Consider the following 26006-nt stretch of genomic DNA (forward strand, 5'->3'; position numbering starts at 1 on the left):
ATGGAGATCGACACAATGAAGCTGGGCGAGGGCGTTGAAGCAGCCATCCACTGCGCCGCCATGCTGGCCGGCGTTGAGGGCGAAGCGACGATGCCGGGCGCTGCACTGGCGGAGGCCTTTGGCTTGTCGCCGAGCTACCTCCTGAAACATCTCAACATGCTGAGCGCTGCGCGCATCCTGGAATCATTGCCGGGACCGGCCGGCGGCTACCGGCTGGCGCGGCCAGCCGCGCGCATAACGCTGCTCGATATCGTGCTGGCGGTCGAAGGGCGCGAACCGGCCTTCCGTTGCGGCGAAATCCGCCGCAACGGTCCGACCAGGCTAGATGCCTCGGCTTATGTCAAACCCTGCGGCATCAATATCGCGATGCTGAAGGCCGAGAAGGCCTACCGCGCCGCACTCGCCGAGGCAAAGCTGTCCGACATCGTGGCGGAATACGTGACCGATGCCGATCCGCGTTCGGTCGCTGCCGGCTGCGCCTTCGTGGCGCGCCACCTGCGGCCGCAGAAATCCAGTTCAACCAAGCAAGCGTAAAGGACATCAAGATGAAACAGAGGCTGCAATTTTTCGCCAAGGCGCCGGAGGTCATGAAGGCGGTGTCGGCGCTCAACAAGGCGGTCGACGAATGCGGGCTCGAGGTGAGCCTGCTGCACCTGATCAAATTGCGGGCATCGCAGATCAATAGCTGCTCGTTCTGCGTCGAGATGCATAGCCGCGAGGCCAGACGCGACGGCGAGACCGAGCAACGGCTTTATCTGGTTTCGGCCTGGAAGGAATCGCCGCTGTTTTCCGAGCGTGAGCGCGCCGCCTTCGCCTGGACCGAGGCCGTTACCCTGATCGCTGACAATGGCGTGTCGGACGAACTCTATGCAAAGACGCTCGAGCATTTCTCGGAGGAGGAACTGGTCAAGCTGTCCGTCGCGCTCGGCATGATCAACACCTGGAACCGGCTCTGCATCCCGTTCCAGGCCATTCACCCGATGCCGGCGGCCAAGGCTGCCTGATTGTCCACTTTTTGTTTGGAGCGCCGTCGTGGAGGCGGCGCTCCAATATAGTTTGCGGCGGCCTTGAGGGCCGCTGCCATTGCCCGGGTGGGCGGTTCCATGGTGACTGCGGCCCGACGGCATCGATCTTAAATCGGAACCAACCGGCCGTTGACGCATTTCGCACCTGTATGCCGAGCATGCCGGGACGAAGTATGAAAATTGCCCATGTCGCGCCGCTTTATGAATCGGTGCCGCCCAGACTTTATGGTGGCACCGAACGCATCGTCTCGTATCTGACCGAAGCGCTGGTCGACCTGGGCCATGAGGTGACGCTGTTCGCCAGTGGCGACAGCCAGACCTGCGCGAAGCTGGTCGCCGGGCGGGAATGCGCGCTTCGGCTCGATCCGCGCCCGCTGAAATCCGAGATCGCGGCCCATCTTTCGATGCTTGCCGAGGTGCGGAAACGGGCACGGGAGTTCGACGTCATCCACTTCCACCTCAGCCACTTCCTGCACTTTTCCTTCTTCGAGGACATGGCGGAGCGGACGGTGACGACGCCGCATGGCAGGCTGGATTATGTCGACCTGGCGCCGGCCTATGAGCGGTTCCCGCGCTTTCCGATGATTTCCATTTCGCACAGCCAGAAGGCGGGCCTTGCCAGGGCCAACTGGTTGGCGACGATCCACCACGGGCTGCCGACCAGTATCTACGAGCCGATTTTCGAGACGAAGGCGCAAGAACCCTATCTTGCCTTCCTCGGCCGGTTTTCACGCGACAAGCGCCCGGATCGTGCCATCGAGATCGCCTTGCGCTCGGGGCTCAAGCTGAAGCTGGCGGCAAAGATCGGCGACGACGACCGAGCCTATTTCCACGAGGTGGTCGAACCTTTGATCGACGGCGATCGTATCGACTATGTCGGCGAGATCGAGGAGGACAAGAAGGCGGAATTTCTCGGCAACGCGGCCGGCCTGCTGTTTCCGATCGACTGGCCGGAGCCGTTCGGCTTGGCCCCCATCGAGGCAATGGCCTGCGGCACGCCGGTGATCGCCTGGAATTGCGGTGCGCTGCCCGAGATCATCGACCAGGGCGTCACCGGCTTTATCGCGGATTCGATGGATGGCGCCGTCGCCGCTGTGCCGGACTTGCTGCAGCTCGACAGGCGAAAGGTGAGAGCCGTTTTCGAAAAGCGGTTTTCCGCCAGAAGAATGGCCGGCGATTACCTGGCCGCCTATGCGCGGCTGATCGGTGCCCCGGCCGAAGCGAGGGCGTCGTGAGCAGCGACGTGCTCGAGCGGCGGGAACGAAACGACAGGGACCTGTGACGAATGACCCAACTCGATGAGCGCCAGCTCGATCCCGCCGTCGCGCTTGCCTCGCTCGACGCGACCGCGCCTCGTGAGCCGCACCGGCTGTTCGCGCTCAAGCAGGGCGACTGCTTTGCGGTTGCCGATGCCTATGGCGACATACGCGGCGCCGGCGACGGTTTCTTCCGCGACGACACACGGGTGCTCTCCGAATTCCGGCTGACCGTCGGCGGCAGGCAGACATCGTTGCTTGGCGCCTCGCTCAGCCAGGACAATGTCTTGTTCACCACCAACCTGACCAATCTGCCGATGCTCAGCGCCAGCGGTCGCGACATTCCGCAGGGCGCAATTCACGTCGAACGCGTCCGGCTGCTCTGGCAGGACAGACTGTTCGAACGCATCACCCTTTCCAACTACAGTCGGGAGACCTCGACGATCGGCGTTTCCCTGCATTTTGCCGCCGATTTCCGTGACATGTTCGAAGTGCGCGGCTCGACACGGCTGCGGCGCGGTATGACGCATGTGGCCGAGATGGATGCGACATCCGTCCTGCTGCGCTACGACGGCTTGGACGGGTTGGCGCGCGCATCGGCGATATCATTCTCGCAGGCGCCCGATCAACTGACAGCCGACCGCGCCGATTTCCTGCTCGCCGTCGCCAAGCGCAGCAGCAAGGTGCTCTATGTCGAGGTCGGTTCCGAGGTGGCGGATGCGCCCGATCGCGACCGTTTCCGCGCCGCCGCCGCCCGGGCCCGCTTTGGCATGCGGGCCAAGCGCCGCCATGGCGCGACGGTGCACAGTTCCGGTCGCGTCTTCAACGACTGGGTCGAGCGCGCCCGCGCCGATGTCGCGCTGCTGACCACCGAGCTTGCGACCGGACCTTATCCCTATGCCGGCATCCCCTGGTTTTCGACGGCGTTCGGCCGTGACGGCGTCATCTCGGCGCTGCAGATGCTCTGGCTAAATCCCGGCCTGGCGCGTGGCGTGCTGGCCTTCCTGGCCCAGCATCAGGCGACGGAGACGTCACCGTTCAGCGATTCGCAGCCGGGCAAGATCATGCACGAGACCCGCAAGGGCGAGATGGCGGCGCTGCGGGAGCTTCCATTCGGCCGCTACTATGGCGGCGTCGATACGACGCCGCTCTATATCCATCTCGCCTGTGCCTATGCAGATCGTACCGGCGACATGGCGTTCATCGACAGCCTGTGGCCGTCGCTGTGCGCGGCGGCCGAATGGACGGAGGAGGCGGGCCGCGAGACCGGATTCGTGACCTACCAGCGGGCTGCCGAGTCCGGCCTCGCCAACCAGGGCTGGAAGGACAGCTTCGATTCCGTCTTTCATGCCGATGGCCGTATCCCCAAGGGTCCGATCGCGCTGGTCGAGGTGCAAGGCTATGTCTTTGCCGCCTTCCGGGGGCTGGCGGCGCTTGCCCGTCGCCGTGGCGAGGACGAGAGAGCCGACCACTGGGACGGTCTCGCCGAGGCCATGCGAGCCGCGGTGGAACGCGATTTCTGGCTCGACGACCTCGGCTTCTATGCCCTTGCGATCGACGGTGCCGGCGAGGCCTGCAAGGTGCGAACCTCGAATGCGGGCCATCTCCTCCTTGTCGGGCTTCCCGAGCCGGCGCGGGCGCAAATGGTCGCCGATCAGCTGCTTTCCGCCTCCTTCCATTCCGGCTGGGGGCTGAGGACGCTTGCCGACGATGCCGTGTTCTTCAACCCGATGTCGTACCACAATGGCTCGATCTGGCCGCATGACACCGCCATGTGCGGCGCCGGCCTGGCGCGCTATGGCGAGCGCGACAGCGTGGTGCGCCTGATGAGCGGCACGTTCGAATCCGCTGTCCATTTCAACATGCGGCTGCCCGAACTGTTCTGCGGTTTTACCCGCGCACCGGGCGAAGCACCGATCGCCTATCCCGTCGCTTGCCTACCGCAAGCGTGGTCGGCGGGGTCCGCTTTCATGCTGATGCAGGCCTGCCTCGGCCTGGAAATCGATGGCTGGGACGGCGAAATCCGCGTCACCCGTCCGAGGCTGCCGATCGGCATCGACACACTCACGCTTCGGCATCTGGGCGTCGGCGAAAGGGTGGTCGATCTCACGTTCCAGCGTGTCGGCGACCGGGTCGTCGCCTTCCTCGCCGACCGGCATGAAGGCCTTGTGCCGCTCATCGTCAGAACATGATCCGATCCAGATTGGCTGGAACCGATCGCTGCCTTGTGCGTTGCACAATACAGGTCCGGGCGCCGACCAGGTTGCCGGCGGACAGTTTCGAGTCGGAAACACGAACAAAAAGGCCGCCGAACGGCCTGAGGTGAGTTGGCATTCCAATGACAGATTATGGTGCGGACCTGCTCTGGGTTCTGATCCTCGCGAGCCTTTGTCTTTCCGCTCTTGCCGTTTTCTTCTCCATATCGCGGCAACGCCGCAGCCACCCTCCAACGGTTGCACATCCAGCCGGCGAGGACGTGGCCGCGGAAGCGGCGCGCAAGGTGATACGGGAGTTCGAAAAGAACGGCCAATCAGCCGATGCCGCCCTGGTGACGTGGTCGCCCGAGACATTGCGTAAGATCCTGGCCGACGATCTGCCCGATGCGCAGGTCATCGTGGTCTCCAACCGCGAACCGTACATCCACAACGTCAGAGGCAATGGCGTGGAACTGCTCGTGCCGGCCAGCGGGCTGGTTTCGGCGCTGGAGCCGATCACCCGCGCCTGCGCTGGCACCTGGATAGCCTATGGCGGCGGCACCGCAGACCGTCTCATGGTCGACGAGGACGACCGGGTCCAGGTGCCGCCCGGCAATCCGTCCTACACGCTGCGCCGGGTCTGGCTGACGGAGGAGGAGCATCAGGGCTACTATCTCGGCTTTGCCAATGAGGGCCTGTGGCCGCTTTGCCATATCGCCTTCACCCGGCCGATCTTTCGCGCCTCGGACTGGGAGGCCTATGAAGCCGTAAACCGGAAGTTCGCCGATACGGTGGTGGCCGAAGCACGCAACGAGCGACCGATCGTGCTGGTCCAGGACTACCACTTCGCGCTGCTGCCGCGGATGATCCGCGAGCGTCTGCCCGAGGCAATCGTCATCACCTTCTGGCACATCCCGTGGCCGAACTCGGAAGTCTACAGCATCTGTCCATGGCGTGAGCGGATCCTCGAAGGACTACTCGGCAGCTCGATCATCGGTTTCCACACCCAGTTCCATGCCAACAATTTCACCGAGAGTGTCGATCGCTTCCTGGAAAGCCGCATCGAGCGGGCGGATGCGGCCATCTCCTATGGCGGGCAGACGACGCTGGTGCACGCCTATCCCATCTCGATAGAGTGGCCGGCGGACCTTCTGGCAAGATTGCCTGATGTCGATGACTGCCGCGCCCGCCTGCGTGCCAGGTTCGGATTGAAAGCGGATGTGAAGCTGGGCGTCGGCGTCGAACGTCTCGACTACACCAAGGGCATCCTGGATCGCTTTCAAGCGCTGGACGAATTGTTCAAGCGATCCCCGGAATGGATCGGAAAACTGGTCTTTCTGCAGATCGCGGCACCCAGCCGCGGCACGCTCCCGGTCTACAAGCAGCTCCACGACGAATGCCACCGTTATGCCGAAGAGCTGAACGAGCGCTATGGCAGCGACGGCTACAGGCCGGTGATCATGGTGGCCGAACATCACACGCAGGAGCAGGTTTATGAGATCTATCGTGCCGCCGACATCTGCATGGTCACCAGCCTGCATGACGGCATGAACCTGGTCGCAAAGGAATTCGTTGCGGCGCGCAACGACGAACAGGGCGTCTTGATGCTCAGCACATTCGCCGGAGCCTCGCGCGAATTGCTGGAGGCACTGATCGTCAACCCCTACGATGCCGCCATGATGAGCGAGGCGCTGCTGCAGGCGCTGACGATGACGCCGGATGAGCAGCGCGAGCGCATGCGGCCGATGCGGCAGATGGTCCACGATAACAACGTTTATCGCTGGGCCGGCAGCATGCTTCTGGACGCGGCGCGCTTGCGCAAGCGCGGTGACGTCGATCGGGCAACCGGCACTGGCGACCGACAGCCTCCGAGCGCCGACAATGTCGTTTCCATGTTCGAGCGCAAACGGCTGGCAATGTCATGAGCGAGACTCTGCGAAAGCCACAGACTTTGCTGGCCGGCGAATGGGCGCTGTTCCTCGACATCGACGGCACCCTGCTGGAACATGCGGAACACCCGGACGCCGTCTCGGTCAGCGCCGAGCTTCGCTCTTTGCTGCAAGGCCTGGATCACAAGTTAAACGGGGCATTGGCTGTTATCACGGGCCGCTCGGTTGCGGCCGTGGATCAGCTTTTTCAGCCTTTGAAGCTGCGCGCGGCCGGGCTTTATGGCCTGGAACACAGGCTCCTGCCGGATGACCAAGTCGAAGTCGCTGGAGAGCCGGCGGATATTGCGGCCCTTGCCGACGAGATTGAGGCCGAGCTCGGTCGTGGGCAAGCCTATATCGAACGCAAGGGCCGGGTGCTGGCCATCCACACGCGCGCTGCCCCGCATTTGCTTCCGCGCGCGACGCAGCTTGTCGAGCAGGCGCTGGCCAGCCTGCCCGAGGGCTACCGGGTGGTTGCCGGCAATGCCGGCGTGGAACTGTTGCCGCTCGAGGCAGCCAAGGGTGCCGCGATCCGGCGGTTCATGGGCATAGCGCCCTTCACAGGCCGCCGCCCGGTCTTCCTGGGCGACGACACGCCAGACGAAAACGGCTTCGAAGCCGTCAACGATGCCGGCGGCATATCGATACGGGTCAAACCACCCGCGCATACCGCCGCACGGTACGGCCTTGACGGCGTTGCAGAAACGCTCGCCTGGCTGAGGGGTCAACTTTAGATCCAGCCGAGGGGCGCAACCGGGGCTTGGGGCGATGTGGATCAAGCCGCAAATCGCAGGCCGCCGTCGCAGGTCAGCACCTGACCGGTCATGAAGCCGTTGGAGACGAGAAAGGCAATTGCGTCGGCGACGTCGTCGGCGCGGCCGATGCGGCCGACCGGGGTCTTGCCGGCATATTCGGCAAAGAGCGCCTGCCGCTGCTCCTCGGCCAGAAAATCCCACCACGGCGTGTCGATGACGCCAGGCGCCACGACATTGACGCGCAGCGGCCTCAGCTCCACGGCCAGGATCGGCACGACGGTCAAAAGCATGCCGTTGATGGCGGCGATCCCGGCGACGCCCGGCGTCGCGAGCTGAGCCGATACTGCCGATGTGAAGGTGGCCGATCCGCTCTTGTTCAGCGTAGGCAAGGCGGCCTGCAGGCATGACAGTTGCGGGCGGACTTTCTCGTCGACGCCGCTGCCAATGTCGGTCAGGTCAAGCGTCTGGAAGGGGCCAAGGCCCTTGCCGCCGCTTGCCGCCAGGACTAGGTGGTCGAAGGGGCCGAGGCGTTCGAAGAACTGGCTGACTTCGTCCGGCTTCGAGGCATCGAACGCAGCCTTCTCGACGGCCCCGCCGAGGCTCTTCCACGCGCCGTTGAGCCTATCCTGGTTGCGCCCTGTGATGGTCACCTTCATGCCGGGGCCTACCAGCTTGCGCGCCGTCGCCAGGCCGATGCCGGACGAGCCGCCGATGACGACGGTGTGCTGGATTGTCGTGGTCATGAATGCTGTTCCTTCGATGTTGGGGAGGCGAGGCCGACGAGGTCGAGGCTCAAGGCTCGCAACTGTTGTCTTGCCTTGGCGTCGTAGGCCTTGGCGTCGGCGCGGGATTCCCGCAGGCCGTCGAAATAGAGGCCGCTCAGTCCTTCCAGCGCCGATGAAGTCGCAAGATTGAGGATAGCGTCGGCACCGGTTTCGACCGAAATCCATGGGGTGACGCCTGCCTGGCGGACCATGGTGGTGTCCATGTAGCTGGCCGGATGCAGCGCGTTGACGGTAACGCCTGTCCCTTTCAGCTCCTGCGCAAGGCCGACGGTGAACAGGATCTGCGCCAGCTTGCTCTGGCAATAGGCGCGCACGCCGTCGTAGCTGCGGGTCAGCATGACATCGCCGAAGTCGATCGCCTGCTGCCCGGCCGAGGCAACATTGACGATGCGCGCCGGCGCGCTCGCCTTGAGCAATGGCAGAAGTTCCGATGTCAGCAGGAAACCGGCGAGATAGTTGACGGCAAAGCGCAGTTCGTAGCCGTCGGCGCTGACCTGCCTTTTGGCACCTTGGCCTGCGGTGCCGATGCCGGCATTGTTGATGAGGATGTCGAGCCGGTCCGTCCTGGCGCGCACGGCTTCGGCGAGGCCGCGCACCTCCGCCAGCGAGGAGAGGTCGGCGACCAGCAACTCGGCCTTGCCGCCGGCGGCTTCGATGTCGGCGACGGTCGCCTTACCGCGCGTCGCATCGCGGCCATGCACCAGCACACGCGCGCCGCCAGCGCCAAGCCTTTGCGCCACCACGCGGCCGACGCCGTCGGTCGACCCGGTGACGAGGATTGTCTTGCCTTTGAGTTCCATGTCCAGAGCCTCCATTCTGTTGCTCTGAACGGAAGATGGGACAGCCGGCGCGCGTCAAACAGTTCAAACTTTATCCTGGTATCAATACTGCTATAATAGCATGATGGAAACCCAACCCCACTCCGCCACCACGCACTCCGCCGAAGACAGCCGCCGGCGCGAGCTGGGCGCTTTCCTGCGCTCGCGCCGCGAAAGGCTGACGCCATCGGCCACCGGCATTGCCACCGGTCTCAGGCGGCGCACGCCCGGGCTGCGGCGCGAGGAGGTGGCGATGATCGCCGGCGTCGGCACCACCTGGTACACATGGCTGGAGCAGGGGCGGGAGGTCAGGCCCTCGGTCGAGGTGCTGACGGCGCTTGCCGAGGCGCTGCGCCTCGACGCCGCCGAAAAACAGCATCTGTTCATCCTCGCCGGCCGCCAGCAACCGGAGCGTCGCTCCGTGGCGCCGGAAAAGGTCGACGGCCCTTTGCTGCACATGCTGCAAAGCCTGGTGCTGCAGCCGGCCTATGTCGTCGGTCGGCGCTGGGACGTGCTGGCCTGGAACCCGGCGGCGGTGGCGGTGTTCGGCGACTATGGTCTGCTGGATGGGGATGCCCGCAACATCGTCCACATGGTCTTCACCAATCCGCACCACCGGCGGCTGCTCGTCGACTGGGAGCAACTGGCGCGCATCGTGCTGGCCTCGTTCCGGGCCGCAAGCGCCAGATATGTCGGCGATCCGGATTTCGAGCGGCTGATCGAGTTGATGACGCGCTCGAGCCCGGAATTTCGCGCCTGGTGGCCACAGCGCGACGTCGCGCACCGATTGTCGGGTGTGAAGCATGTCAGGCACCCGAGCGCGGGCGCCATGACGTTCGAGCATATGAGCCTGTCGGTCGGCGAGGGCTCCGACATGAAGCTGATCGTCTACACGCCGCTTGCCGAGCAGAACTCGATCGCAAAGCTGCAGACATTGCTGGATGCGCTGCCGGCCGAACGGCGCAGCGCCTGATAAGCGCCGAAAGTTAGTTTTTCGGCTTCAGCCCGTCGAGGAACAATTGCTCCAGAAAACGGGCGGCATCCTCGAAACGGCCATCGCCGCCGCGGTCGGGGCCGAGCACGGCTCGGACCTGGACGTCGAAATCGGCATAGTGCTGCGTCGTTGCCCAGATCGAGAAGATCAGATGCCAGGGGTCGGTCCTGGCGATCTTGCCGGCGCGCATCCAGCTCTTGATGACGGCGGCCTTTTCATCGACCAGCGTTTTCAGTTCACCCGCCAGCAGCGGCATGATGCGCGGCGCCCCTTGCAGGATCTCGTTGGCGAACAGCCGGCTCTCGCGCGGAAAATCGCGTGCCATTTCGAGCTTGCGCCTGATGTAGTTACGCAATTCGGTCATGGGATCGCCGATGTCGTCCAGCTCGCGCAGCGGTGCCAGCCAAGTATCGAGCAGGCGCTGCATCAGCGTCTCGTGGATGTCCTCCTTGCGGCGGAAATAATAAAGCAGGTTCGGCTTCGACATGCCGGCGGCTTCGGCGATCTGGTCGATGGTCGAGCCGCGAAAGCCGTTGGTGGAGAAAACCTCGAGCGCCGCCTCCAGGATGAGTTCGCGCTTTTCCTGCTGGATGCGGGTGCGGCGAGGGGCGTTCGTGCTGGTGGTCACCGTTGCCAGCCCTCGCTTTGCCAAACCTCGCGTTCAAGGTCATCTGGACCAATTCTCTGGACCAGTTTTTCCTTGGCCTGTGGAACGCACTTCAGGTGCCGCATTTCCGCTAGTAATCCCTTGACCGCCGACAGGGCGGTGCTAACGTTTGTCCAATCGGTCAAAAATTTGCGTAGCACGAAATCGCAACGAAGACCAAGCGTTGGGCGCACCGAAACAAGTTACAAGGGGAAGTCTTGGTCATGTCCAACCGGCTGAAAGTCACGCCGAACGATCTCAGTGCATTCTGGATGCCGTTCACGGCAAACCGGCAGTTCAAGCAGGCGCCGCGCATGATGGTGTCCGCCAAGGACATGCATTACACCACCAGCGATGGCCGCAAGGTGCTGGACGGCACCGCGGGTCTGTGGTGCGTCAATGCCGGCCACTGCCGGCCGAAGATCACCGAGGCCATTCAGCATCAGGCCGCCGAGCTTGACTACGCGCCGGCCTTCCAGATGGGCCATCCGATCGTCTTCGAACTGGCCAACCGCTTGGTAGACCTCGCGCCCAAGGGCATGGACCATGTCTTCTTCACCAATTCCGGCTCGGAATCGGTCGAAACGGCGCTCAAGGTGGCGATCGCCTATCACCGCGCCAAGGGCGAGGGCTCGCGCACCCGTCTGATCGGCCGCGAGCGCGGCTATCACGGCGTCAATTTCGGCGGCATCTCGGTCGGCGGCATCGTCTCCAATCGCAAGATGTTCGGCACGCTGCTCGGCGGCGTCGACCACATGGCGCACACGCATCTGCCCGAGAAGAACGCCTTCACCAAAGGTGTGCCGGAGCATGGCGCGGAACTGGCCAACGAGCTGGAGCGCATCGTCGCCCTGCATGATGCCTCGACCATCGCCGCCGTCATTGTCGAGCCGGTCGCCGGTTCCACCGGTGTGATCCTGCCGCCCAAGGGCTATCTGCAGAAGCTGCGCGAAATCTGCACCAAGCACGGCATCCTTTTGATCTTCGACGAGGTCATCACCGGCTTCGGTCGTCTCGGCACGCCGTTCGCCGCCGACTATTTCGGCGTCACGCCCGACATCATGACCACCGCCAAGGGCGTCTCCAACGGCGTCATCCCGATGGGCGCGGTGTTCGTGAAGAAGGAAATCCACGACGCCTTCATGACCGGCCCCGAGCACATGATCGAGTTCTTCCACGGCTACACCTATTCGGGCAATCCGATCGCCTGCGCGGCGGCCTTGGGCACGCTTGATACCTACAAGGAAGAGGGCCTGCTCACCCGTGGCGAGGAACTGGCGCCCTATTGGGAAGACGCACTGCATTCGCTGAAGGGCGAGCCGAACGTCATCGATATCAGAAACATCGGCCTGATCGGCGCGATCGAGCTGGCGCCGATCGCCGGCCAGCCGACCAAGCGGGCCTTCTCGGCCTTCGTCAAGGCGTTCGAGCGCGGCGCGCTGATCCGCACCACCGGCGACATCATCGCGCTGTCGCCGCCGCTGATCATCACCAAGGGCCAGATCAACGAATTGATCGACCACGTGCGGGATGTTCTGCGCTCGATAGACTAATCTGCCTATACCTGGACGGGTGGCGACGGGAACCGCCGCCCGCCCAGGACACGAAATGAGAGGACTTGGAATGGCCGCACCCGGCGAGAATCTGCGAATCAATTCAGACCGTTTGTGGGATTCGATAATGGAGATGGCGAAGATCGGCCCCGGTATTGCCGGCGGCAACAATCGCCAGACCGTGACCGACGAAGATGGCGAGGGCCGGCATCTGTTCAAGCGCTGGTGCGATGCGGCCGGGCTCGACATGGGCGTCGACGAGATGGGCACGATGTTTGCCCGCCGCGAAGGCGCCGATCCCAGCCTGCCGCCGGTCTATGTCGGCAGCCATCTCGATACGCAGCCGACCGGCGGCAAGTATGACGGCGTGCTCGGCGTGCTGGGCGGGCTTGAGGTGGTGCGCTCGCTCAACGATCTCGGCATCAAGACCAAACATCCGATCGTCGTCACCAACTGGACGAATGAGGAAGGCGCACGCTTTGCCCCGGCAATGATGGCATCCGGCGTGTTTGCCGGTGTGCTCGACCAGGCCGACGTCTATGAGCATACAGACAAACAGGGCAAGAAATTCGGCGATGAGCTTGAACGCATCGGCTGGAAGGGCACCGAGAAGGTCGGCGACCGCAAGATCCATGCCTTCTTCGAACTCCATATCGAGCAGGGACCGATCCTTGAGGACGAGGGCATCGACATCGGTGTCGTCACCCACGGGCAAGGGCTGAAGTGGCTGCAGGTGACGCTGACCGGCAAGGAGGCGCATACCGGATCGACGCCAATGCCGAAGCGCCGCAATGCCGGACTCGGCATGGCGCGTGTGATCGAACTGGTGCACGAGATCGCCATGGACTACCAGCCCGACGCCGTCGGCGCGGTCGGCCACATGGAGGTGTTTCCCAACTCGCGCAACATCATCGCCGGCCGCACCGTCTTCACCATCGACATCCGCTCGCCCGAAAAGGAAGTGCTGGATGCGATGGACGGCCGCATCCGCGAAGGCATCGACACGATCTGCGAGGCGCTCGACATCCAGTACAAGATCGAGCAGGTCGGCGCTTTCGACCCGGTCACCTTCGACGCCGGCTGCGTCAAGGCGATCCGCGATGCCGCCGAACGCCTCGGCTATACGCACCGCAACATCGTCTCCGGCGCCGGCCACGATGCCTGCTGGATCAATCGCGTTGCGCCGACCGCGATGGTGATGTGCCCTTGCGTCGACGGGCTCAGCCACAACGAGGCCGAGGACGTCTCCAAGGAATGGGCGTCGGCTGGTGCCGACGTGCTGTTCCATGCCGTGGTGGAGACGGCGGAGATCGTCGGGTGAAGCCTCGGCGCAACCTGGACGAGGATCGAACGCTCAATGTGCTGTTGGGCTGGAAGGCGGATCAGCCGCCGTATCCAACATCTCTTGTTGAACTGGCCAGCATCGCCCTAGCGACGCCTCTGCGGGACCTTACCCGGGAGCAGGTAAGACTCCTGGTCAGCCAAGGATTCGGACTGGAATTTGTGGTTCCGAAAGCGATATCCATTCTGGCTGAAAATCCGCTGATCGGAGTGACGTTCTACGACGGCGATCTGCTTATGAGCTGCCTCAAGATTTCACAGGAGTTCTGGATGGAAAACCAAGGTCTGTGGATGGAGCTTGACGGGATTTTGCGGTCGCTTGATCAAACCATGTCAGACATCGGCAAGCACCGACCACAATTCGAGTCCGCCTGGGAGGTTTGGAACAGTCAAGACGCAATCAGGTCGAGTTCGAAGAACGTCTAGGCCTGCTAGCATGAACATACTGGGGAACAAGACATGACCAAAGTCATCAAGAACGGCACCATCGTCACTGCCGATCGCACCTGGAAGGCCGATGTGCTGGTCAAGCACGGCAAGATCGTCGCCATCGGTTCGGACCTGCATGGCGACCACGAATTCGATGCCACCGGCTGCTATGTCATGCCGGGCGGCATCGATCCGCATACCCATCTCGAAATGCCGTTCATGGGCACCTATTCGGCCGATGATTTCGAATCCGGCACACGCGCGGCGCTCGCCGGTGGCACCACGATGGTGGTCGATTTCTGCCTGCCGGCACCGCAGCAGTCGCTGCTGGAAGCCTTGCAGATGTGGGACAATAAGACCTCGAAGGCGTCCTGCGACTACTCCTTCCACATGGCGATCACCTGGTGGGGCAAGCAGGTGTTCGACGAGATGGCCACCGTCGTCGACAAGGGCATCACGTCGTTCAAGCATTTCATGGCCTACAAGGGCGCGCTGATGGTCGATGACGACGAGATGTATGCGTCGTTCCAGCGTTGCGCCGACCTTGGCGCGCTGCCGCTGGTGCATGCCGAGAATGGCGATGTGGTTGCAGCCCTGTCACAGAAGTTGCTTGCGGCCGGCAACAATGGCCCCGAGGGTCATGCCTATTCGCGGCCACCGGAAGTGGAAGGCGAGGCGACCAACCGCGCCATCATGATCGCCGATATGGCGGGCGTGCCGCTCTATGTCGTGCATGTCTCCTGCGAGCAGAGCCACGAGGCGATCCGCCGGGCGCGGCAGAAGGGCATGCGGGTGTTCGGCGAGCCGCTGATCCAGCACCTGACGCTCGACGAGAGCGAGTATTTCAACAAGGACTGGGACCATGCGGCGCGCCGCGTCATGAGCCCGCCTTTCCGCAACAAATTGCACCAGGATTCGCTGTGGGCCGGCCTGCAGGCGGGTTCGTTGCAGGTGGTGGCGACCGACCATTGCGCCTTTACGACGCAGCAGAAGCGCAACGGCGTCGGCGATTTCACCAAGATTCCGAACGGCACCGGCGGGCTAGAGGATCGCATGCCGGTGCTGTGGACCACCGGCGTCAACACCGGCCGGCTGACGATGAACGAGTTCGTCGCCGTGACCTCGACCAACATCGCCAAGATCCTCAACATGTACCCGAAGAAGGGCGCCATCGTCGAAGGCGCTGACGCCGACATCGTCGTCTGGGATCCGAAGCGCAAGAAGAAGATCTCGTCGAAGAAGCAGCAATCTGTCATCGACTACAATGTCTTCGAAGGATTCGAGGTGACCGGCCTGCCGCGCTTCGTGTTCTCGCGCGGCGAATTGTCGATCCAGGAGACCGAGGTCAAGGCCAAGCCGGGGCACGGCGAGTTCGTGGCCCGCGAGCCGAACGCGGCGGTCAACCGGGCGCTGTCGACGTGGAAGGAAATTTCAGCGCCGCGCAAGGTCGAACGCACCGGCATCCCGGCGACCGGGGTTTGAGCTTGGCGCGCTCGGCCGCGCCCATCTCGTTGGTCCTGGCGGCAGTTGTCGCTGGCCCGGCAGCAGCGAGCGGCGTGCTGGCCGGCTCCTGGGGCAATGATGTTGGCTGCGCCGGCGTCAAGGCCGGCTATCAGGACAGCGATGCCTATATCGTGCTGACCGCCGAGGGCATCGAGACCTATGGCAGCGGCTGCCGGTTCGCGCAGCGGCTGACGTCGGTGCTGGGCGCCCAATCGCTGACTTCGACCTGTTCCGCCGAGGGCGAGGCGGGGACGACGATCGAAACCGTCGTGGTCACCAACAAGGGGGAGGATGGTTTCTTCGTCACCATTCCTGGCCTCGAGGAAATGGGGCCGCTGCAATCATGTTCGTGACGTTGGGCCTTGGGGGATGAGCATGCGTGGTTTTCGCCTGTCAGTTGCGATCGTTCTCGTGCTGGCTGCCGGTCAAGCTTCGGCGGCAGGCATCGATCTGTCCAAGCCCTACGGCAACAAGTCCGGCTGCATCAACAAGAACGGCCAGGAAGTCTATGCCGAGGACATGCTGCTGCTGACGGACACGGATCTGGTCACCGTGGCCAGCGCCTGCACCTTCACCGACAAGCAGGCGAAATCAGACGGTTCGCTGACCATCAAGGCGCAATGCGAGGCGGAAGGCGAGGATGGGCAGTCGCCGACAGAGTTCACCGTCAAGCAAAGCCCCAAGAGCGCCAAGAAGCTGGTGATCACCGATGCGGACGGCAATGTCATGGGGGAAGTCTCCCGGTGCCGATGACGATCAAGTTCCCATCGGCTTCAAGCGACCAGCGCATCCAGTTCCGGCAGCAGGACGACGCTTTCCTGTTCGTTGGGATCGGTGCGGGCAATGACGGCGGAAGACGGGGTGCCGCTGAGATTGGCCGGCAGATGCGGCACGCCGGCCGGAATGTAGAAGAGGTCGCCGGCCTTGACGACGATATGATGCTCCAGCCGGTCGCCGTACCAGGTATGGACCTCGCCGGAGAGCACATAGATCGCCGTTTCATGGCTCTCGTGCATGTGCGCCTTAGCGCGGGCGCCGGGCGGCATGGTCAGCATATGCATACAGATGCCGGAGGAGCCGACGGTTTCAGCGGCGATGCCGGCGAAATAGGTCAATCCCTGCTTGCCTTCATAAGTGGTTTCAGGGCGGATAAGATGACAAGTGGGCGACATCGGGGAAACTCCGGGCGTCGATTGAGTGGGACAAAATTAGTGGGACTGCGGCCAATGGGACAGGGGCGAGTGGAAAACAACATCGCGATAAAAGCAATCGGATTCCGGTCGGCGCCGCAGTGGCGGGAACAGGCAGGCAGCAAGCGATGACGGGGATTTCGCCAGCCGTCGTCGCGGCAAGCCAACTCGGACTGACCTTCCAGACCAATGATGGACCGGTGCAGGCGCTGTCCAATGTCGACCTGACCATCGGCAAGGGTGAGTTCGTCTCCTTCATCGGGCCGTCGGGCTGCGGCAAGACCACCTTGCTGCGCGTCATCGCCGATCTGGAGAAGCCAACCTCGGGGACGATTTCGGTCAACGGCATGACGCCCGAACAGGCGCGTGAGAAACGCGCCTATGGCTATGTCTTCCAGGCCGCGGCGCTGTTTCCGTGGCGCACCATCGAGCGCAATGTCGGGCTGCCGCTGGAGATCATGGGCTTGTCCAAGGCGGAGCAGGCGGAGCGCATCAATCGCACACTCGACCTCGTCAACCTCTCAGGTTTCGAGAAGAAATATCCCTGGCAGCTTTCTGGCGGCATGCAGCAGCGCGCGTCAATCGCCCGGGCCCTGGCCTTCGACGCCGACCTTCTGTTGATGGACGAGCCATTCGGCGCGCTGGACGAGATCGTGCGCGACCACCTCAACAAGCAATTGCTGGAACTGTGGGGACGCACCAACAAAACCATCTGCTTCGTCACCCATTCCATTCCCGAAGCCGTGTATCTGTCGACACGCATCGTCGTCATGTCGCCACGTCCGGGCCGCGTTACTGATGTCATCGAATCGACGCTGCCGAAGGAGCGGCCGCTCCACATCCGCGAGACGCCGGAATTCCTGGCGATCGCAGCCCGCGTCCGGGATGGTCTGCGGGCAGGGCACAGCTATGAAGATTGAGTTGGTGCCCTAGATGGACAGCTTCCGCGACAAGCTCATCCCGGTGACCTCGATCCTCGCTGGCGTGGTCGTGCTCTGGTACGTTTTCGCCGTTATCCTCAACACGCCGTTCCAGCGCGATCTCGACCGGCGCGCCGGTGAAACCCCTGCCTTGAGCGAATTCATCGGCAAGACGCTGTCGCAGCCGAAGCCGACGCTGCCGGCGCCACATCAGGTGGCGGTCAATTTCTTCGAGAACACCTTTCTGCGCCCCGTCACGTCGAGCCGCAGCCTCGTCTACAATGCCTGGGTGACACTGTCGTCGACGCTGCTTGGCTTTGCTTTCGGCACGGGGCTCGGCATTATCATCGCCGTCGGCATCGTGCATGTGGCGACGCTAGACCGCAGCCTGATGCCGTGGATCATCGCCTCGCAGACCATTCCCATCCTGGCGGTGGCGCCGATGATCATCGTCGTGCTGGCGGCGGTCGGCATCACCGGGCTCATCCCGAAGGCGATGATCTCGACCTATCTGTCGTTCTTTCCGGTGACCGTGGGCATGGTGAAGGGCCTGCGCTCGCCGGAGATCATGCATCTCGACCTGATGCACACCTACAATGCCAGCGCCTCGCAGACCTTCTGGAAGTTGCGCGTGCCGGCCTCGGTGCCGTTCCTGTTCACATCGATGAAGGTGGCCGTGGCGGCGAGCCTGGTCGGTGCCATCGTCGGCGAACTGCCGACAGGTGCTGTCGCGGGGATCGGCGCCAAGCTTCTGGCCGGCGCCTATTACAGCCAGTCCATCGACATCTGGTCGGCGCTGGTCGCCGGTTCGGTGGTGGCCGCACTTCTGGTCATGGTGGTCGGCATTGCCGGGCGCATCGTCGACCGCGCCATGGGCGGGAGGCCGGCATGAACTGGCTGAAACCCTCGTGGCAAGCGGTGCTCGCCATCGCGCTGTGCCTGATCGCCGTGGCGCTCGGCGCGATGTCGAAGCCGGAAGCGGCAGCGCTTGCCGACCCGGCAGTCAGCTTCAACTACCCCTATCTCACAACGAAGGGCTTGATCTTCGGCCTGGCCGTGCTCGCGGCGCTGATCTCGATGACCAGGATTCCGCCCCTTGCAGAGGCGGTGGTGCTGTTTGTCGGCGCCCACCTCGTTGCCTGGCTGCTGATATCAGGCATTACAGGTTTCGAAGGTACGGCTCTGGCGCCGTACTTCCTGCTGCTCACGGCTGCCTGGCTGCTCGGCTGGCGCTGCGTCGCCGTCCTTTCGGGGCTTCGCCCGATGGCGAACTGGGCCCGGAGCGCGCTGCGCCTGATCATCCCTGCCATTTTCGGCGCCTGGATCCTGATCATCTGGGAAGCCGTGACGCGGGGCGCCGGCATTCCCTTCATCCTTTTGCCGCCGCCAAGCGCCATCGGCGCGCGCATCGCCAGCTCGCTGCCGGTGCTCGGCGCCGATGTCCGGCAGACGATCTTCAAGGCAGTGATCTTCGGTTATGTCGTGGGCAGCGGTGCAGGTTTCATCACCGCGATCCTCGCCGATCGCGTGCCGTTCCTGCGCCGCGGGCTCTTGCCGATCGGCAACATGGTCTCGGCGCTGCCGATCATCGGCGTCGCCCCGATCATGGTCATGTGGTTCGGCTTCGACTGGCAGTCCAAGGCGGCCGTCGTCATCATCATGACCTTCTTCCCGATGCTGGTGAACACGGTGGCTGGGCTCGCCGCGTCCGGCCATATGGAGCGCGACCTGATGCGCACCTACGCGTCGGGCTACTGGCAGACGCTGCTGAAGCTCCGGCTGCCGGCAGCGGCGCCCTTCATCTTCAACGCGCTGAAGATCAACTCGACGCTGGCGCTGATCGGCGCCATCGTTGCCGAGTTCTTCGGTACGCCTGTCGTCGGCATGGGCTTCCGCATCTCGACCGAGGTCGGGCGGATGAACATCGACATGGTCTGGGCCGAAATCGCAGTTGCAGCACTTGCGGGTTCGGTCTTTTATGGCGCGGTCGCTCTTGTCGAAAGAGCCGTCACGTTTTGGCATCCCTCTGTCCGTGGTGGATAGGGCGGTGGGTTTAAGGGTACTAACTTCAGAGGGTAAAAAGATGAAAAGACTGATTATTCCTGTTCTGGCCGGCGCGATGTCGCTAGCCGCGTTCCAGGCAATGGCCGCCGACAAGGTGACGTTGCAGCTGAAATGGGTCACGCAGGCCCAGTTTGCCGGCTACTATGTTGCCAAGGCCAAGGGTTTCTACGAGGCCGAAGGTCTCGACGTCGACATCAAGCCGGGCGGTCCCGACATTGCGCCCGAGCAGGTGATCGCCGGCGGTGGCGCCGACGTCATCGTCGACTGGATGGGCGGTGCGCTGGCCGCTCGTGAAAAGGGCGTGCCGCTGGTCAACATCGCCCAGCCGTTCAAGAAGGCCGGCATGGAGCTGGTTTGCCCGAAGGATGGCCCGATCAAGACCGAAGCCGACTTCAAGGGCCACACGCTCGGCGTCTGGTTCTTCGGCAATGAATATCCGTTCTACGCCTGGATGAACAAGCTCGGCCTTAAGACCGAAGGCGGCCCTGATGGCGTCACCGTTCTGAAGCAGAGCTTTGACGTGCAGCCGCTGATCCAGAAGCAGGCCGACTGCATCTCGGTCATGACCTACAACGAGTACTGGCAGCTGATCGACGCCGGCTACAAGCCGGAACAGCTGACCGTGTTCAACTATTCGGCGATGGGCAACGACCTGCTCGAGGACGGGCTCTATGCGTCGGAAGACAAGCTCAAGGATCCGGCGTTCGAGGACAAGATGGTGCGTTTCGTGCGCGCCTCGATGAAGGGCTGGAAATACGCGATCGACAACAATGACGAGGCCGCAGGCATCGTCATGGACGGTGGCGGCCAGGACGAGAACCACCAGAAGCGGATGATGAGCGAAGTCGCCAAGCTGATCGACAATGCCGACGGCAAGCTCGATCCGGCGACCTACGAGCGCACCGCCAAGGCGCTGCTCGACCAGAAGATCATCACCAAGGAGCCGAAAGGCGCCTACACCACCGCCATCACCGACAAGGCGGTCAAGTAAGCCTAGATCGGTTCAGCATTTCAGGGAGACGCCGAACCGATCTATCTCCTTGTTTCTACGCAATTCCGGACGGAAAACCGTTGCCCACTTTTCCTGGAATTGCTTTAGCCGGCAACATCTCGATCTCGAGAACGGCGCCTCTGGCCAAGTGTCAGAGGCGCCGTTCCTTTATGGTGTTCATGACGAAGCTGGTCTCGATCGAGGCGACGCATTTCAGCCGCGCGATCTTTTCCTTGATGAAGCGCTCGTACTGTTCGAGGCTGCCCGTCACCACCTTCAGCACATAGTCGCGCGAACCGGTGACGAGGTGGCATTCCAGCACTTCTTCCCAGCCGCGGATCGCGTCCTCGAACATGACGATCTCGTCTTCGTTCTGACGGCTGAGCCGGATGGTGGCGATGGCGACCATGCTCCAGCCGAAGGCGGCCGGATCGACCAGCGTGGTGTAGCCTCTGATGACGCCGGTCTCCTCCAGCCGCCGCACCCGCCTCAGACAGGGCGACGGCGACAGGCCTATCCGTTCGGCAAGCTCGTTGTTGGTGATGCGGGCGTCGGCCTGCAGTTCCTGCAGAATCCTGCGGTCGAAATCATCGGCTATCTTTTGCTGCACTTTCGGCCTCTCCCGGCAATTTGTTGCGAGGATGCAGCCATGTGCGCCCAAAAATAGCAAGGACTGCGCGATGGGGATCGCATAAATTGCCGTGCGACACTCCTCGAAGAAGCAGGAAAAAGCCATGCCCGCGCCACGCCCGTCGAAAACCCATATCGGCAACCACAAGCTCCATCCGGAGACGCTGATGCTGAGCTATGGCTTCGATCCGCAGCTTTCGGAGGGCGCGGTCAAGCCACCGGTGTTCCTGACCTCGACATTCGTGTTCAAGTCGGCGGAAGAGGGACGCGACTTCTTCGACTACACGTCCGGCCGCAAGGAGCCGCCGAGCGGTACGGCGTCCGGTCTGGTCTATTCGCGCTTCAACCATCCCAACAGTGAGATCGTCGAGGACCGGCTCGCGATCTATGAGGGGACGGACGCCTGCATCCTGTTTTCGTCAGGCATGTCGGCGATCGCGACGACACTTCTCGCCTATGCTCGTCCGGGCGACGTCATCCTGCATTCGCAGCCGCTCTATGGCGGCACCGAGACGCTCTTGACGCGCACGCTTTCCGGCTTCGGTATCGGTGCTGTCGGCTTCGCGGACGGCGTCGACGAGACCGCCGTGCGCGCGGTAGCCGACGCTGCAGTCGCGAAGGGCCGTGTCTCGGTCATCCTGATCGAGACGCCGTCAAATCCCACCAACAGCCTGGTCGACATCGCGCTGATGCGCAAGATCGCCGACGAAATCGGCGCGAGCCAGGGGTCGGCGCCGATCATCGTCTGCGACAACACGCTGCTTGGTCCGGTGTTCCAGAGGCCCATCGAACACGGCGCCGATGTGTCCGTCTATTCGCTGACCAAATATGTCGGCGGCCATTCCGACCTGATCGCGGGCGCCGCCATGGGCAGCAAGGCGGTCACCAAGCCGATCAAGGCGCTGCGCGGCGCGATCGGCACGCAGCTCGACCCGCATTCCTGCTGGATGCTTGGCCGTTCGCTGGAGACGCTGTCGATCCGCATGGAGCGGGCGAACGACAATGCGCGCATGGTCGCTGAATTCCTGCGCGATCATGCCAAGGTCGAAAAGGTGCATTACCTGCCGTTCCTGGGCGAGGACACGCCAGCGGGCCGCGCCTACCGGGCACAATGCAGTGGCGCCGGCTCGACATTTTCCTTCGACATACGCGGTGGACAGAAGGCGGCTTTCGCCTTTCTCAACGGCCTGCAGATATTCAAGCTGGCGGTGAGCCTTGGCGGAACGGAATCGCTGGCCAGCCACCCCGCGGCCATGACCCATTCGGGCATTCCCTTCGACGTGCGCCAACGCATCGGCGTACTGGAGACCACGGTCAGGCTGTCAATCGGTGTCGAGCATCCGGACGATCTGATCGCCGACCTGACCCAGGCGCTGGCGACGGTCTGAACCGTTCTCCGGAGCGCCTCGGCAGCGAGGCGGAGGCGCCGTCGCGGCTTTGAGTTGGATAATCGCAGGAGGGGCGGGCAACCGCCTTTCTTTTACGGTCGTCATCACATATGCGTGCGCCGAGGATACTTTTGGCCGGTAGATCGTTGTGGTGATGTATCCATGCGCTGGGGGGCCGCAGGGTGTTGCATCCAACGGAGGTTTCTAAAATGCGCATGCAGTCCTTTTCGCCGATCGTTTCGGCACTTGCCGTCACTGTTTCTATCTTCCTTGTCTCGCCGGCCTTGGCCGACACGGAAAAGTTCACTGCGACGCTCGATGGCGGCCAGCAGAGCCCGCCCGTCACCACGAAGGGCAAAGGCACGGCCACTCTCACGTTCGACACGGCCAAGAAGAAGCTCAGCTGGAACGTCAAATATTCCGGTCTCAGCGGGCCGGCGACGGCCGCGCACATTCACGGCCCGGCGGCGATGGGTGAAAACGCCGGACCCGTCATCCCGTTCAAAAAGCTCAAGAGCCCGATCAGGGGATCGGAGACGCTGACCGATGCGCAGGCGGCTGACCTCGAGGCCGGCAAATATTACGTCAACGTCCACACCGCCGCCAACAAGGACGGCGAGATCCGCGGCCAGATCGAAAAGGCGAAGTAGGATAACGTCGCCCCGGGGACTGGGGACTGAATTACCCCGAAGTTATTAAGACATCGTCCCCCTCTGTCCGGCAGGATGGAGGGGGCGCGAAACTGTTCGACCTATGCCGTTGGTGCTCAGGCCCTGTCGCGGATCTGGGTCATCGTCCGGCTTGGCGTTATCGCCTCGGGGTCGAGCCTGATCTCGACGATCGCCGGCTTGCCGCTGGCGCGGGCACGCTCGAAGGCGGAAGCGAAATCCGCGGTCTTCTCCACAGTCTCGCCATGGCCGCCATAGGCGCGGGCCAAGGCCGCAAAGTCGGGGTTCTTGAGATCCGTGGCAACGACGCGGCCGGGATATTCGCGCTCCTGATGCATGCGGATGGTGCCGTAAATGCCATTGTTGACGACGACGACGATGATCGGCAGGTCATACTGGACGGCGGTGGCGAACTCCTGCCCGTTCATCAGGAAGCAGCCGTCGCCGGCAAAGGCGACCACCATGCGATCCGGAAACAGCCCTTTGGCGGCGACCGCGGCAGGGGTGCCATAGCCCATCGAGCCTGACGTCGGGGCTGCCTGCGTGGCAAAGCGGCGGGAGCGGTGGAAGCGATGCACCCAGGTGGCGTAATTGCCGGCGCCGTTGGTGAGGATGGCGTCGTCGGGCAACACCTTTTCAAGGTAGTTCATGATCGGCCCCATCTGGACCGGGCCGGGACCGCTTTCGGGCGGCGTCGACCAGTCGAGATAGGCCGCATGCAGCTTTGGCGTCTCGGCTGCCCAGACGGGTGCGGCGGCCGGCCTGCGCTTGGCGAAGGCTTGAACGAAGGCCGAAGGCGAGGCGTTGATCGCCAGTGTCGGCCGGTAGACACGGCCGAGTTCGCCGGCATCGGCATGGATATGGACCAGCGTCTGGTCGGGGTAGGGGCTTTTCAGCAGCGTGTAGTCGGACGACGGCATTTCGCCCATACGGCCGCCGATCAGCAGCACGAGGTCGGCCTGCTTGATCGCTGTGGCCAGCTTCGGATTGATGCCGATGCCGACATCGCCGGCATAGTTCGGATGCAGATGATCAAAAAGCATCTGGCGGCGGAAGGAACAGCCGACCGGCAGCGACCAGGCCTCGGCGATCGTGCGCATCTGCGCCACGGCCTCGGTATCCCAGCGCGTGCCGCCGAGGATGACGAATGGCCGCTTGGCCTTGGCTAGCAATGCCTCCAGCGCGTCGAGTTCGGCTTCGCCGGGCCGGGTTTCGACCGGTGTGTGCGGCAAGGTGATGGGCGCTTCGACGACGCTGGTCAGCATGTCTTCCGGCAGCGAGATGACCACCGGGCCGGGACGGCCCGATGTCGCCACCGCGAAGGCGCGGGTGATGAATTCCGGGATGCGCGAAGCGTCATCGATCTCGACCACCCATTTGGCGATGTCGCCGAAGAAGCGCTTGTAGTCGACTTCCTGGAAGGCCTCGCGCTCCTTGGCGTGGCTGGCGACCTGGCCGATGAACAGGATGACGGGAACCGAATCCTGCATGGCGATATGGATGCCGGCGGACGCATTGGTGGCGCCGGGCCCGCGGGTGACGAAGCAGATGCCGGGCTTGCCGGTCAGGCGGCCATGGCAATCGGCCATCATGGCGGCGCCGCCTTCCTGGCGGCATACGATGGTACTGATCGCCGAATCGTGCAGCGCGTCGAGCACCGCCAGGTAGGATTCTCCGGGCACGCAATAGATGCGGTCGGTGCCGTTGGCTTCGAGCGCGTCGACGATCAGTTGTCCGCCAGTCTTCATTGTCCAGACTTCTCCAGTTCGGCAAGGATTTCTTGCGTGTGCTCGCCAAGGCGCGGCGAGGGACGCTCATAGACGAGCGGCGTGCCGGACATCACCATCGGTGCGCGCACCGATGGCAGAAGATTGCCATGGCCGTCGTCAAGGTCGAGCCGCATGCCGCGCGCGATCGTCTGCGGGTCGGCAAACATCTGGCCGATCGTGTTGATCGGGCTCGCCGGCACGCTTGCTTCTTCCAGCTTTGCCAGCAGCGGGTCGCGATCAAAGATCTTCAGCGCCTCGATCATGTGCTCGCGCAGCTTGACCCGGTTGGTGACGCGGGCAGGGTTGGTGGCGAAGTCGGGATTTGCGGGCAAATCGTCGAGCCCGACGGCGGCACAGAATTTAACGAACTGGCCGTCATTGCCGACCGCCAGGATGATGTGACCATCCCTGACCGGGACCACCTCGTAAGGCGCGATGTTCATATGCGCATTGCCCATCTGCACCGGCGACTTGCCGGAAACGAGATAGTTGAGGTTCTGGTTGCCGAGCGCCGAGATCTGGGTGTCGAAAAGCGCCATGTCGATATGCTGGCCGTCACCGGTCTGTTCGGCATGGCGCAATGCCGCCTGGATGGCGATGACCGAATAAAGGCCGGTGAAGATGTCGGAGATGGCGACGCCGGCCTTTTGCGGCTCGCGGCCGACCTCGCCGGTGATCGACATCATGCCGGCCATTGCCTGGATGATGAAATCATAGCCGGCGCGCGGCGCGTAGGGACCATCCTGGCCGAAGCCGGTGATCGAGCAGTAGACGAGGCGAGGGTTGATCGTCTTCAGGCTGTCGTAATCGAGGCCATATTTCTTGAGGCCGCCGAGCTTGAAGTTCTCGATCAGCACGTCCGACTTCGCGACCAGCCGGCGCACCGTCTCGGCACCCTCGGGCGTCGAGAAGTCGATGGCGACGGAGCGCTTGCCGCGATTGCAGGAGTGGTAATAGGCGGCCGACAGGTTCTCGCCGTCCTTGCCCATGACGAAGGGCGGGCCCCATTTGCGGGTATCGTCGCCGCCGTCGGGGCTCTCGACCTTGATGACATCGGCGCCGAGATCGGCAAGCAATTGCCCGGCCCAAGGTCCGGCAAGGATGCGGGCGAGTTCGACGACGCGGACGCCTTTCAGTGGGGGTTCGGCCATAAATCAC

General features: G+C 63.3%; 26 protein-coding genes. 19 read left to right on the forward strand and 7 right to left on the reverse strand.

What is annotated here, in order from left to right; all coding sequences use genetic code 11:
- Positions 1-15 precede the first annotated feature (15 nt).
- From AC07FD_RS12550 to otsB, 6 genes are all read left to right on the forward strand, one after another.
- A complete protein-coding gene (locus AC07FD_RS12550) occupies positions 16-534 on the forward strand; it encodes an RrF2 family transcriptional regulator (RefSeq protein ID WP_478350117.1) in 519 nt (172 codons plus the stop codon).
- Positions 535-545: 11 nt separating this feature from the next.
- Positions 546-1004: a carboxymuconolactone decarboxylase family protein gene (locus AC07FD_RS12555; protein WP_478350118.1), complete on the forward strand. Its 459-nt coding sequence runs from the start codon at positions 546-548 to the stop codon at positions 1002-1004.
- A gap of 194 nt (positions 1005-1198) precedes the next feature.
- Positions 1199-2260: a glycosyltransferase family 4 protein gene (locus tag AC07FD_RS12560; RefSeq protein ID WP_478350119.1), complete on the forward strand. Its 1062-nt coding sequence runs from the start codon at positions 1199-1201 to the stop codon at positions 2258-2260.
- Between the two features lie 50 nt (positions 2261-2310).
- Complete coding sequence (locus AC07FD_RS12565) at positions 2311-4473, forward strand: amylo-alpha-1,6-glucosidase (protein WP_478350120.1); 2163 nt, start codon at positions 2311-2313, stop codon at positions 4471-4473.
- 146 nt (positions 4474-4619) lie between these two features.
- Positions 4620-6401 carry an alpha,alpha-trehalose-phosphate synthase (UDP-forming) gene (locus AC07FD_RS12570; protein ID WP_478350121.1) on the forward strand — a complete coding sequence of 594 codons (1782 nt, stop codon included), beginning with the start codon at positions 4620-4622 and terminating at the stop codon, positions 6399-6401.
- Positions 6398-7138, forward strand: a complete 741-nt coding sequence (gene otsB / locus AC07FD_RS12575; protein ID WP_478350122.1) for a trehalose-phosphatase — start codon at positions 6398-6400, stop codon at positions 7136-7138. Before AC07FD_RS12570 ends, otsB begins: the two co-directional genes overlap by 4 nt.
- A gap of 41 nt (positions 7139-7179) precedes the next feature.
- Here otsB and AC07FD_RS12580 read toward each other — a convergent pair whose 3' ends face one another.
- Positions 7180-7902 carry an SDR family oxidoreductase gene (locus AC07FD_RS12580; protein WP_478350123.1) on the reverse strand — a complete coding sequence of 241 codons (723 nt, stop codon included), beginning with the start codon at positions 7900-7902 and terminating at the stop codon, positions 7180-7182.
- Entirely contained in the window at positions 7899-8744 is an 846-nt protein-coding gene (locus AC07FD_RS12585) for an SDR family NAD(P)-dependent oxidoreductase (RefSeq protein ID WP_478350124.1), read from the reverse strand. The genes AC07FD_RS12580 and AC07FD_RS12585 overlap by 4 nt, the downstream gene beginning before the upstream one ends.
- Before the next feature lie 103 nt (positions 8745-8847).
- On the opposite strand from AC07FD_RS12585, the gene AC07FD_RS12590 reads away from it, so the two are divergent.
- Positions 8848-9735, forward strand: coding sequence for a helix-turn-helix transcriptional regulator (locus AC07FD_RS12590; RefSeq protein WP_478350125.1), 888 nt, complete (start codon positions 8848-8850; stop codon positions 9733-9735).
- A gap of 13 nt (positions 9736-9748) precedes the next feature.
- Here the strand turns inward: AC07FD_RS12590 and AC07FD_RS12595 are convergent, their stop codons facing one another.
- Positions 9749-10384 (reverse strand): TetR family transcriptional regulator C-terminal domain-containing protein, encoded by a 636-nt coding sequence (locus AC07FD_RS12595; RefSeq protein WP_478350126.1) that lies wholly within the window; start codon positions 10382-10384, stop codon positions 9749-9751.
- Between the two features lie 242 nt (positions 10385-10626).
- Here AC07FD_RS12595 and aptA point away from each other — a divergent pair, with 242 nt between their 5' ends.
- The 6 genes from aptA to AC07FD_RS12625 all read left to right on the forward strand — a co-directional run bounded on the left by aptA (position 10627) and on the right by AC07FD_RS12625 (position 15981).
- On the forward strand, positions 10627-11955 hold the full coding sequence (aptA, locus tag AC07FD_RS12600; protein WP_478350127.1) for an omega-aminotransferase AptA: 1329 nt from the start codon (positions 10627-10629) through the stop codon (positions 11953-11955).
- A 70-nt stretch (positions 11956-12025) separates the two neighbouring features.
- A complete protein-coding gene (locus tag AC07FD_RS12605) occupies positions 12026-13276 on the forward strand; it encodes a Zn-dependent hydrolase (protein ID WP_478350191.1) in 1251 nt (416 codons plus the stop codon).
- Positions 13273-13722, forward strand: a complete 450-nt coding sequence (locus tag AC07FD_RS12610; RefSeq protein ID WP_478350128.1) for a contact-dependent growth inhibition system immunity protein — start codon at positions 13273-13275, stop codon at positions 13720-13722. Before AC07FD_RS12605 ends, AC07FD_RS12610 begins: the two co-directional genes overlap by 4 nt.
- Before the next feature lie 33 nt (positions 13723-13755).
- Complete coding sequence (gene hydA, locus AC07FD_RS12615; RefSeq protein ID WP_478350129.1) at positions 13756-15207, forward strand: dihydropyrimidinase; 1452 nt, start codon at positions 13756-13758, stop codon at positions 15205-15207.
- A 2-nt stretch (positions 15208-15209) separates the two neighbouring features.
- Positions 15210-15581 carry a hypothetical protein gene (locus tag AC07FD_RS12620; protein ID WP_478350130.1) on the forward strand — a complete coding sequence of 124 codons (372 nt, stop codon included), beginning with the start codon at positions 15210-15212 and terminating at the stop codon, positions 15579-15581.
- Positions 15582-15603: 22 nt separating this feature from the next.
- The gene (locus AC07FD_RS12625) at positions 15604-15981 is read left to right on the forward strand and encodes a hypothetical protein (protein ID WP_478350131.1); all 378 of its coding nucleotides are present in this window, start codon (positions 15604-15606) and stop codon (positions 15979-15981) included.
- Positions 15982-16001: 20 nt separating this feature from the next.
- Here the strand turns inward: AC07FD_RS12625 and AC07FD_RS12630 are convergent, their stop codons facing one another.
- Positions 16002-16400 carry a cupin domain-containing protein gene (locus AC07FD_RS12630; protein ID WP_478350132.1) on the reverse strand — a complete coding sequence of 133 codons (399 nt, stop codon included), beginning with the start codon at positions 16398-16400 and terminating at the stop codon, positions 16002-16004.
- 146 nt (positions 16401-16546) lie between these two features.
- On the opposite strand from AC07FD_RS12630, the gene AC07FD_RS12635 reads away from it, so the two are divergent.
- The 4 genes from AC07FD_RS12635 to AC07FD_RS12650 are packed head-to-tail and all read left to right on the forward strand — an operon-like array spanning position 16547 to position 20393.
- Complete coding sequence (locus AC07FD_RS12635; protein WP_457152353.1) at positions 16547-17338, forward strand: ABC transporter ATP-binding protein; 792 nt, start codon at positions 16547-16549, stop codon at positions 17336-17338.
- Positions 17339-17351: 13 nt separating this feature from the next.
- Positions 17352-18230 (forward strand): ABC transporter permease, encoded by an 879-nt coding sequence (locus AC07FD_RS12640; RefSeq protein ID WP_478350133.1) that lies wholly within the window; start codon positions 17352-17354, stop codon positions 18228-18230.
- Positions 18227-19381: an ABC transporter permease gene (locus tag AC07FD_RS12645; protein WP_478350134.1), complete on the forward strand. Its 1155-nt coding sequence runs from the start codon at positions 18227-18229 to the stop codon at positions 19379-19381. The genes AC07FD_RS12640 and AC07FD_RS12645 overlap by 4 nt, the downstream gene beginning before the upstream one ends.
- A 40-nt stretch (positions 19382-19421) precedes the next feature.
- Entirely contained in the window at positions 19422-20393 is a 972-nt protein-coding gene (locus tag AC07FD_RS12650; RefSeq protein ID WP_457152356.1) for an ABC transporter substrate-binding protein, read from the forward strand.
- Positions 20394-20544: 151 nt separating this feature from the next.
- On the opposite strand, the gene AC07FD_RS12655 is transcribed toward AC07FD_RS12650, so the two are convergent.
- Positions 20545-21003, reverse strand: coding sequence for an Lrp/AsnC family transcriptional regulator (locus AC07FD_RS12655; protein WP_478350135.1), 459 nt, complete (start codon positions 21001-21003; stop codon positions 20545-20547).
- A gap of 124 nt (positions 21004-21127) precedes the next feature.
- Here AC07FD_RS12655 and AC07FD_RS12660 point away from each other — a divergent pair, with 124 nt between their 5' ends.
- Both AC07FD_RS12660 and AC07FD_RS12665 read left to right on the forward strand, forming a co-directional pair.
- On the forward strand, positions 21128-22411 hold the full coding sequence (locus tag AC07FD_RS12660) for a cystathionine gamma-synthase family protein (RefSeq protein ID WP_478350136.1): 1284 nt from the start codon (positions 21128-21130) through the stop codon (positions 22409-22411).
- A gap of 209 nt (positions 22412-22620) precedes the next feature.
- On the forward strand, positions 22621-23061 hold the full coding sequence (locus tag AC07FD_RS12665; protein WP_478350137.1) for a CHRD domain-containing protein: 441 nt from the start codon (positions 22621-22623) through the stop codon (positions 23059-23061).
- A gap of 116 nt (positions 23062-23177) precedes the next feature.
- Here AC07FD_RS12665 and AC07FD_RS12670 read toward each other — a convergent pair whose 3' ends face one another.
- Both AC07FD_RS12670 and AC07FD_RS12675 read right to left on the reverse strand, forming a co-directional pair.
- Complete coding sequence (locus AC07FD_RS12670; RefSeq protein WP_478350138.1) at positions 23178-24827, reverse strand: thiamine pyrophosphate-binding protein; 1650 nt, start codon at positions 24825-24827, stop codon at positions 23178-23180.
- The gene (locus tag AC07FD_RS12675; RefSeq protein ID WP_478350139.1) at positions 24824-25999 is read right to left on the reverse strand and encodes a CaiB/BaiF CoA transferase family protein; all 1176 of its coding nucleotides are present in this window, start codon (positions 25997-25999) and stop codon (positions 24824-24826) included. Before AC07FD_RS12675 ends, AC07FD_RS12670 begins: the two co-directional genes overlap by 4 nt.
- Between the last annotated feature and the right edge of the window lie 7 nt (positions 26000-26006).

It is taken from the genome of Mesorhizobium waitakense, assembly GCF_056431085.1.

Excerpts from the sequence above, each read along its gene's own strand:
- aptA (WP_478350127.1), top strand. The coding sequence starts at position 10,627 with ATGTCCAACCGGCTGAAAGTCACGCCGAACGATCTCAGTGCATTCTGG.
- AC07FD_RS12645 (WP_478350134.1), top strand. The coding sequence starts at position 18,227 with ATGAACTGGCTGAAACCCTCGTGGCAAGCGGTGCTCGCCATCGCGCTG.
- AC07FD_RS12560 (WP_478350119.1), top strand. The coding sequence starts at position 1,199 with ATGAAAATTGCCCATGTCGCGCCGCTTTATGAATCGGTGCCGCCCAGA.
- AC07FD_RS12580 (WP_478350123.1), bottom strand. The coding sequence starts at position 7,902 with ATGACCACGACAATCCAGCACACCGTCGTCATCGGCGGCTCGTCCGGC.
- AC07FD_RS12590 (WP_478350125.1), top strand. The coding sequence starts at position 8,848 with ATGGAAACCCAACCCCACTCCGCCACCACGCACTCCGCCGAAGACAGC.
- AC07FD_RS12660 (WP_478350136.1), top strand. The coding sequence starts at position 21,128 with ATGCCCGCGCCACGCCCGTCGAAAACCCATATCGGCAACCACAAGCTC.
- AC07FD_RS12605 (WP_478350191.1), top strand. The coding sequence starts at position 12,026 with ATGGCCGCACCCGGCGAGAATCTGCGAATCAATTCAGACCGTTTGTGG.
- AC07FD_RS12635 (WP_457152353.1), top strand. The coding sequence starts at position 16,547 with ATGACGGGGATTTCGCCAGCCGTCGTCGCGGCAAGCCAACTCGGACTG.
- hydA (WP_478350129.1), top strand. The coding sequence starts at position 13,756 with ATGACCAAAGTCATCAAGAACGGCACCATCGTCACTGCCGATCGCACC.
- AC07FD_RS12675 (WP_478350139.1), bottom strand. The coding sequence starts at position 25,999 with ATGGCCGAACCCCCACTGAAAGGCGTCCGCGTCGTCGAACTCGCCCGC.
- AC07FD_RS12665 (WP_478350137.1), top strand. The coding sequence starts at position 22,621 with ATGCGCATGCAGTCCTTTTCGCCGATCGTTTCGGCACTTGCCGTCACT.
- AC07FD_RS12630 (WP_478350132.1), bottom strand. The coding sequence starts at position 16,400 with ATGTCGCCCACTTGTCATCTTATCCGCCCTGAAACCACTTATGAAGGC.
- AC07FD_RS12650 (WP_457152356.1), top strand. The coding sequence starts at position 19,422 with ATGAAAAGACTGATTATTCCTGTTCTGGCCGGCGCGATGTCGCTAGCC.
- AC07FD_RS12585 (WP_478350124.1), bottom strand. The coding sequence starts at position 8,744 with ATGGAACTCAAAGGCAAGACAATCCTCGTCACCGGGTCGACCGACGGC.
- otsB (WP_478350122.1), top strand. The coding sequence starts at position 6,398 with ATGAGCGAGACTCTGCGAAAGCCACAGACTTTGCTGGCCGGCGAATGG.
- AC07FD_RS12625 (WP_478350131.1), top strand. The coding sequence starts at position 15,604 with ATGCGTGGTTTTCGCCTGTCAGTTGCGATCGTTCTCGTGCTGGCTGCC.
- AC07FD_RS12565 (WP_478350120.1), top strand. The coding sequence starts at position 2,311 with ATGACCCAACTCGATGAGCGCCAGCTCGATCCCGCCGTCGCGCTTGCC.
- AC07FD_RS12570 (WP_478350121.1), top strand. The coding sequence starts at position 4,620 with ATGACAGATTATGGTGCGGACCTGCTCTGGGTTCTGATCCTCGCGAGC.
- AC07FD_RS12640 (WP_478350133.1), top strand. The coding sequence starts at position 17,352 with ATGGACAGCTTCCGCGACAAGCTCATCCCGGTGACCTCGATCCTCGCT.
- AC07FD_RS12555 (WP_478350118.1), top strand. The coding sequence starts at position 546 with ATGAAACAGAGGCTGCAATTTTTCGCCAAGGCGCCGGAGGTCATGAAG.
- AC07FD_RS12670 (WP_478350138.1), bottom strand. The coding sequence starts at position 24,827 with ATGAAGACTGGCGGACAACTGATCGTCGACGCGCTCGAAGCCAACGGC.
- AC07FD_RS12550 (WP_478350117.1), top strand. The coding sequence starts at position 16 with ATGAAGCTGGGCGAGGGCGTTGAAGCAGCCATCCACTGCGCCGCCATG.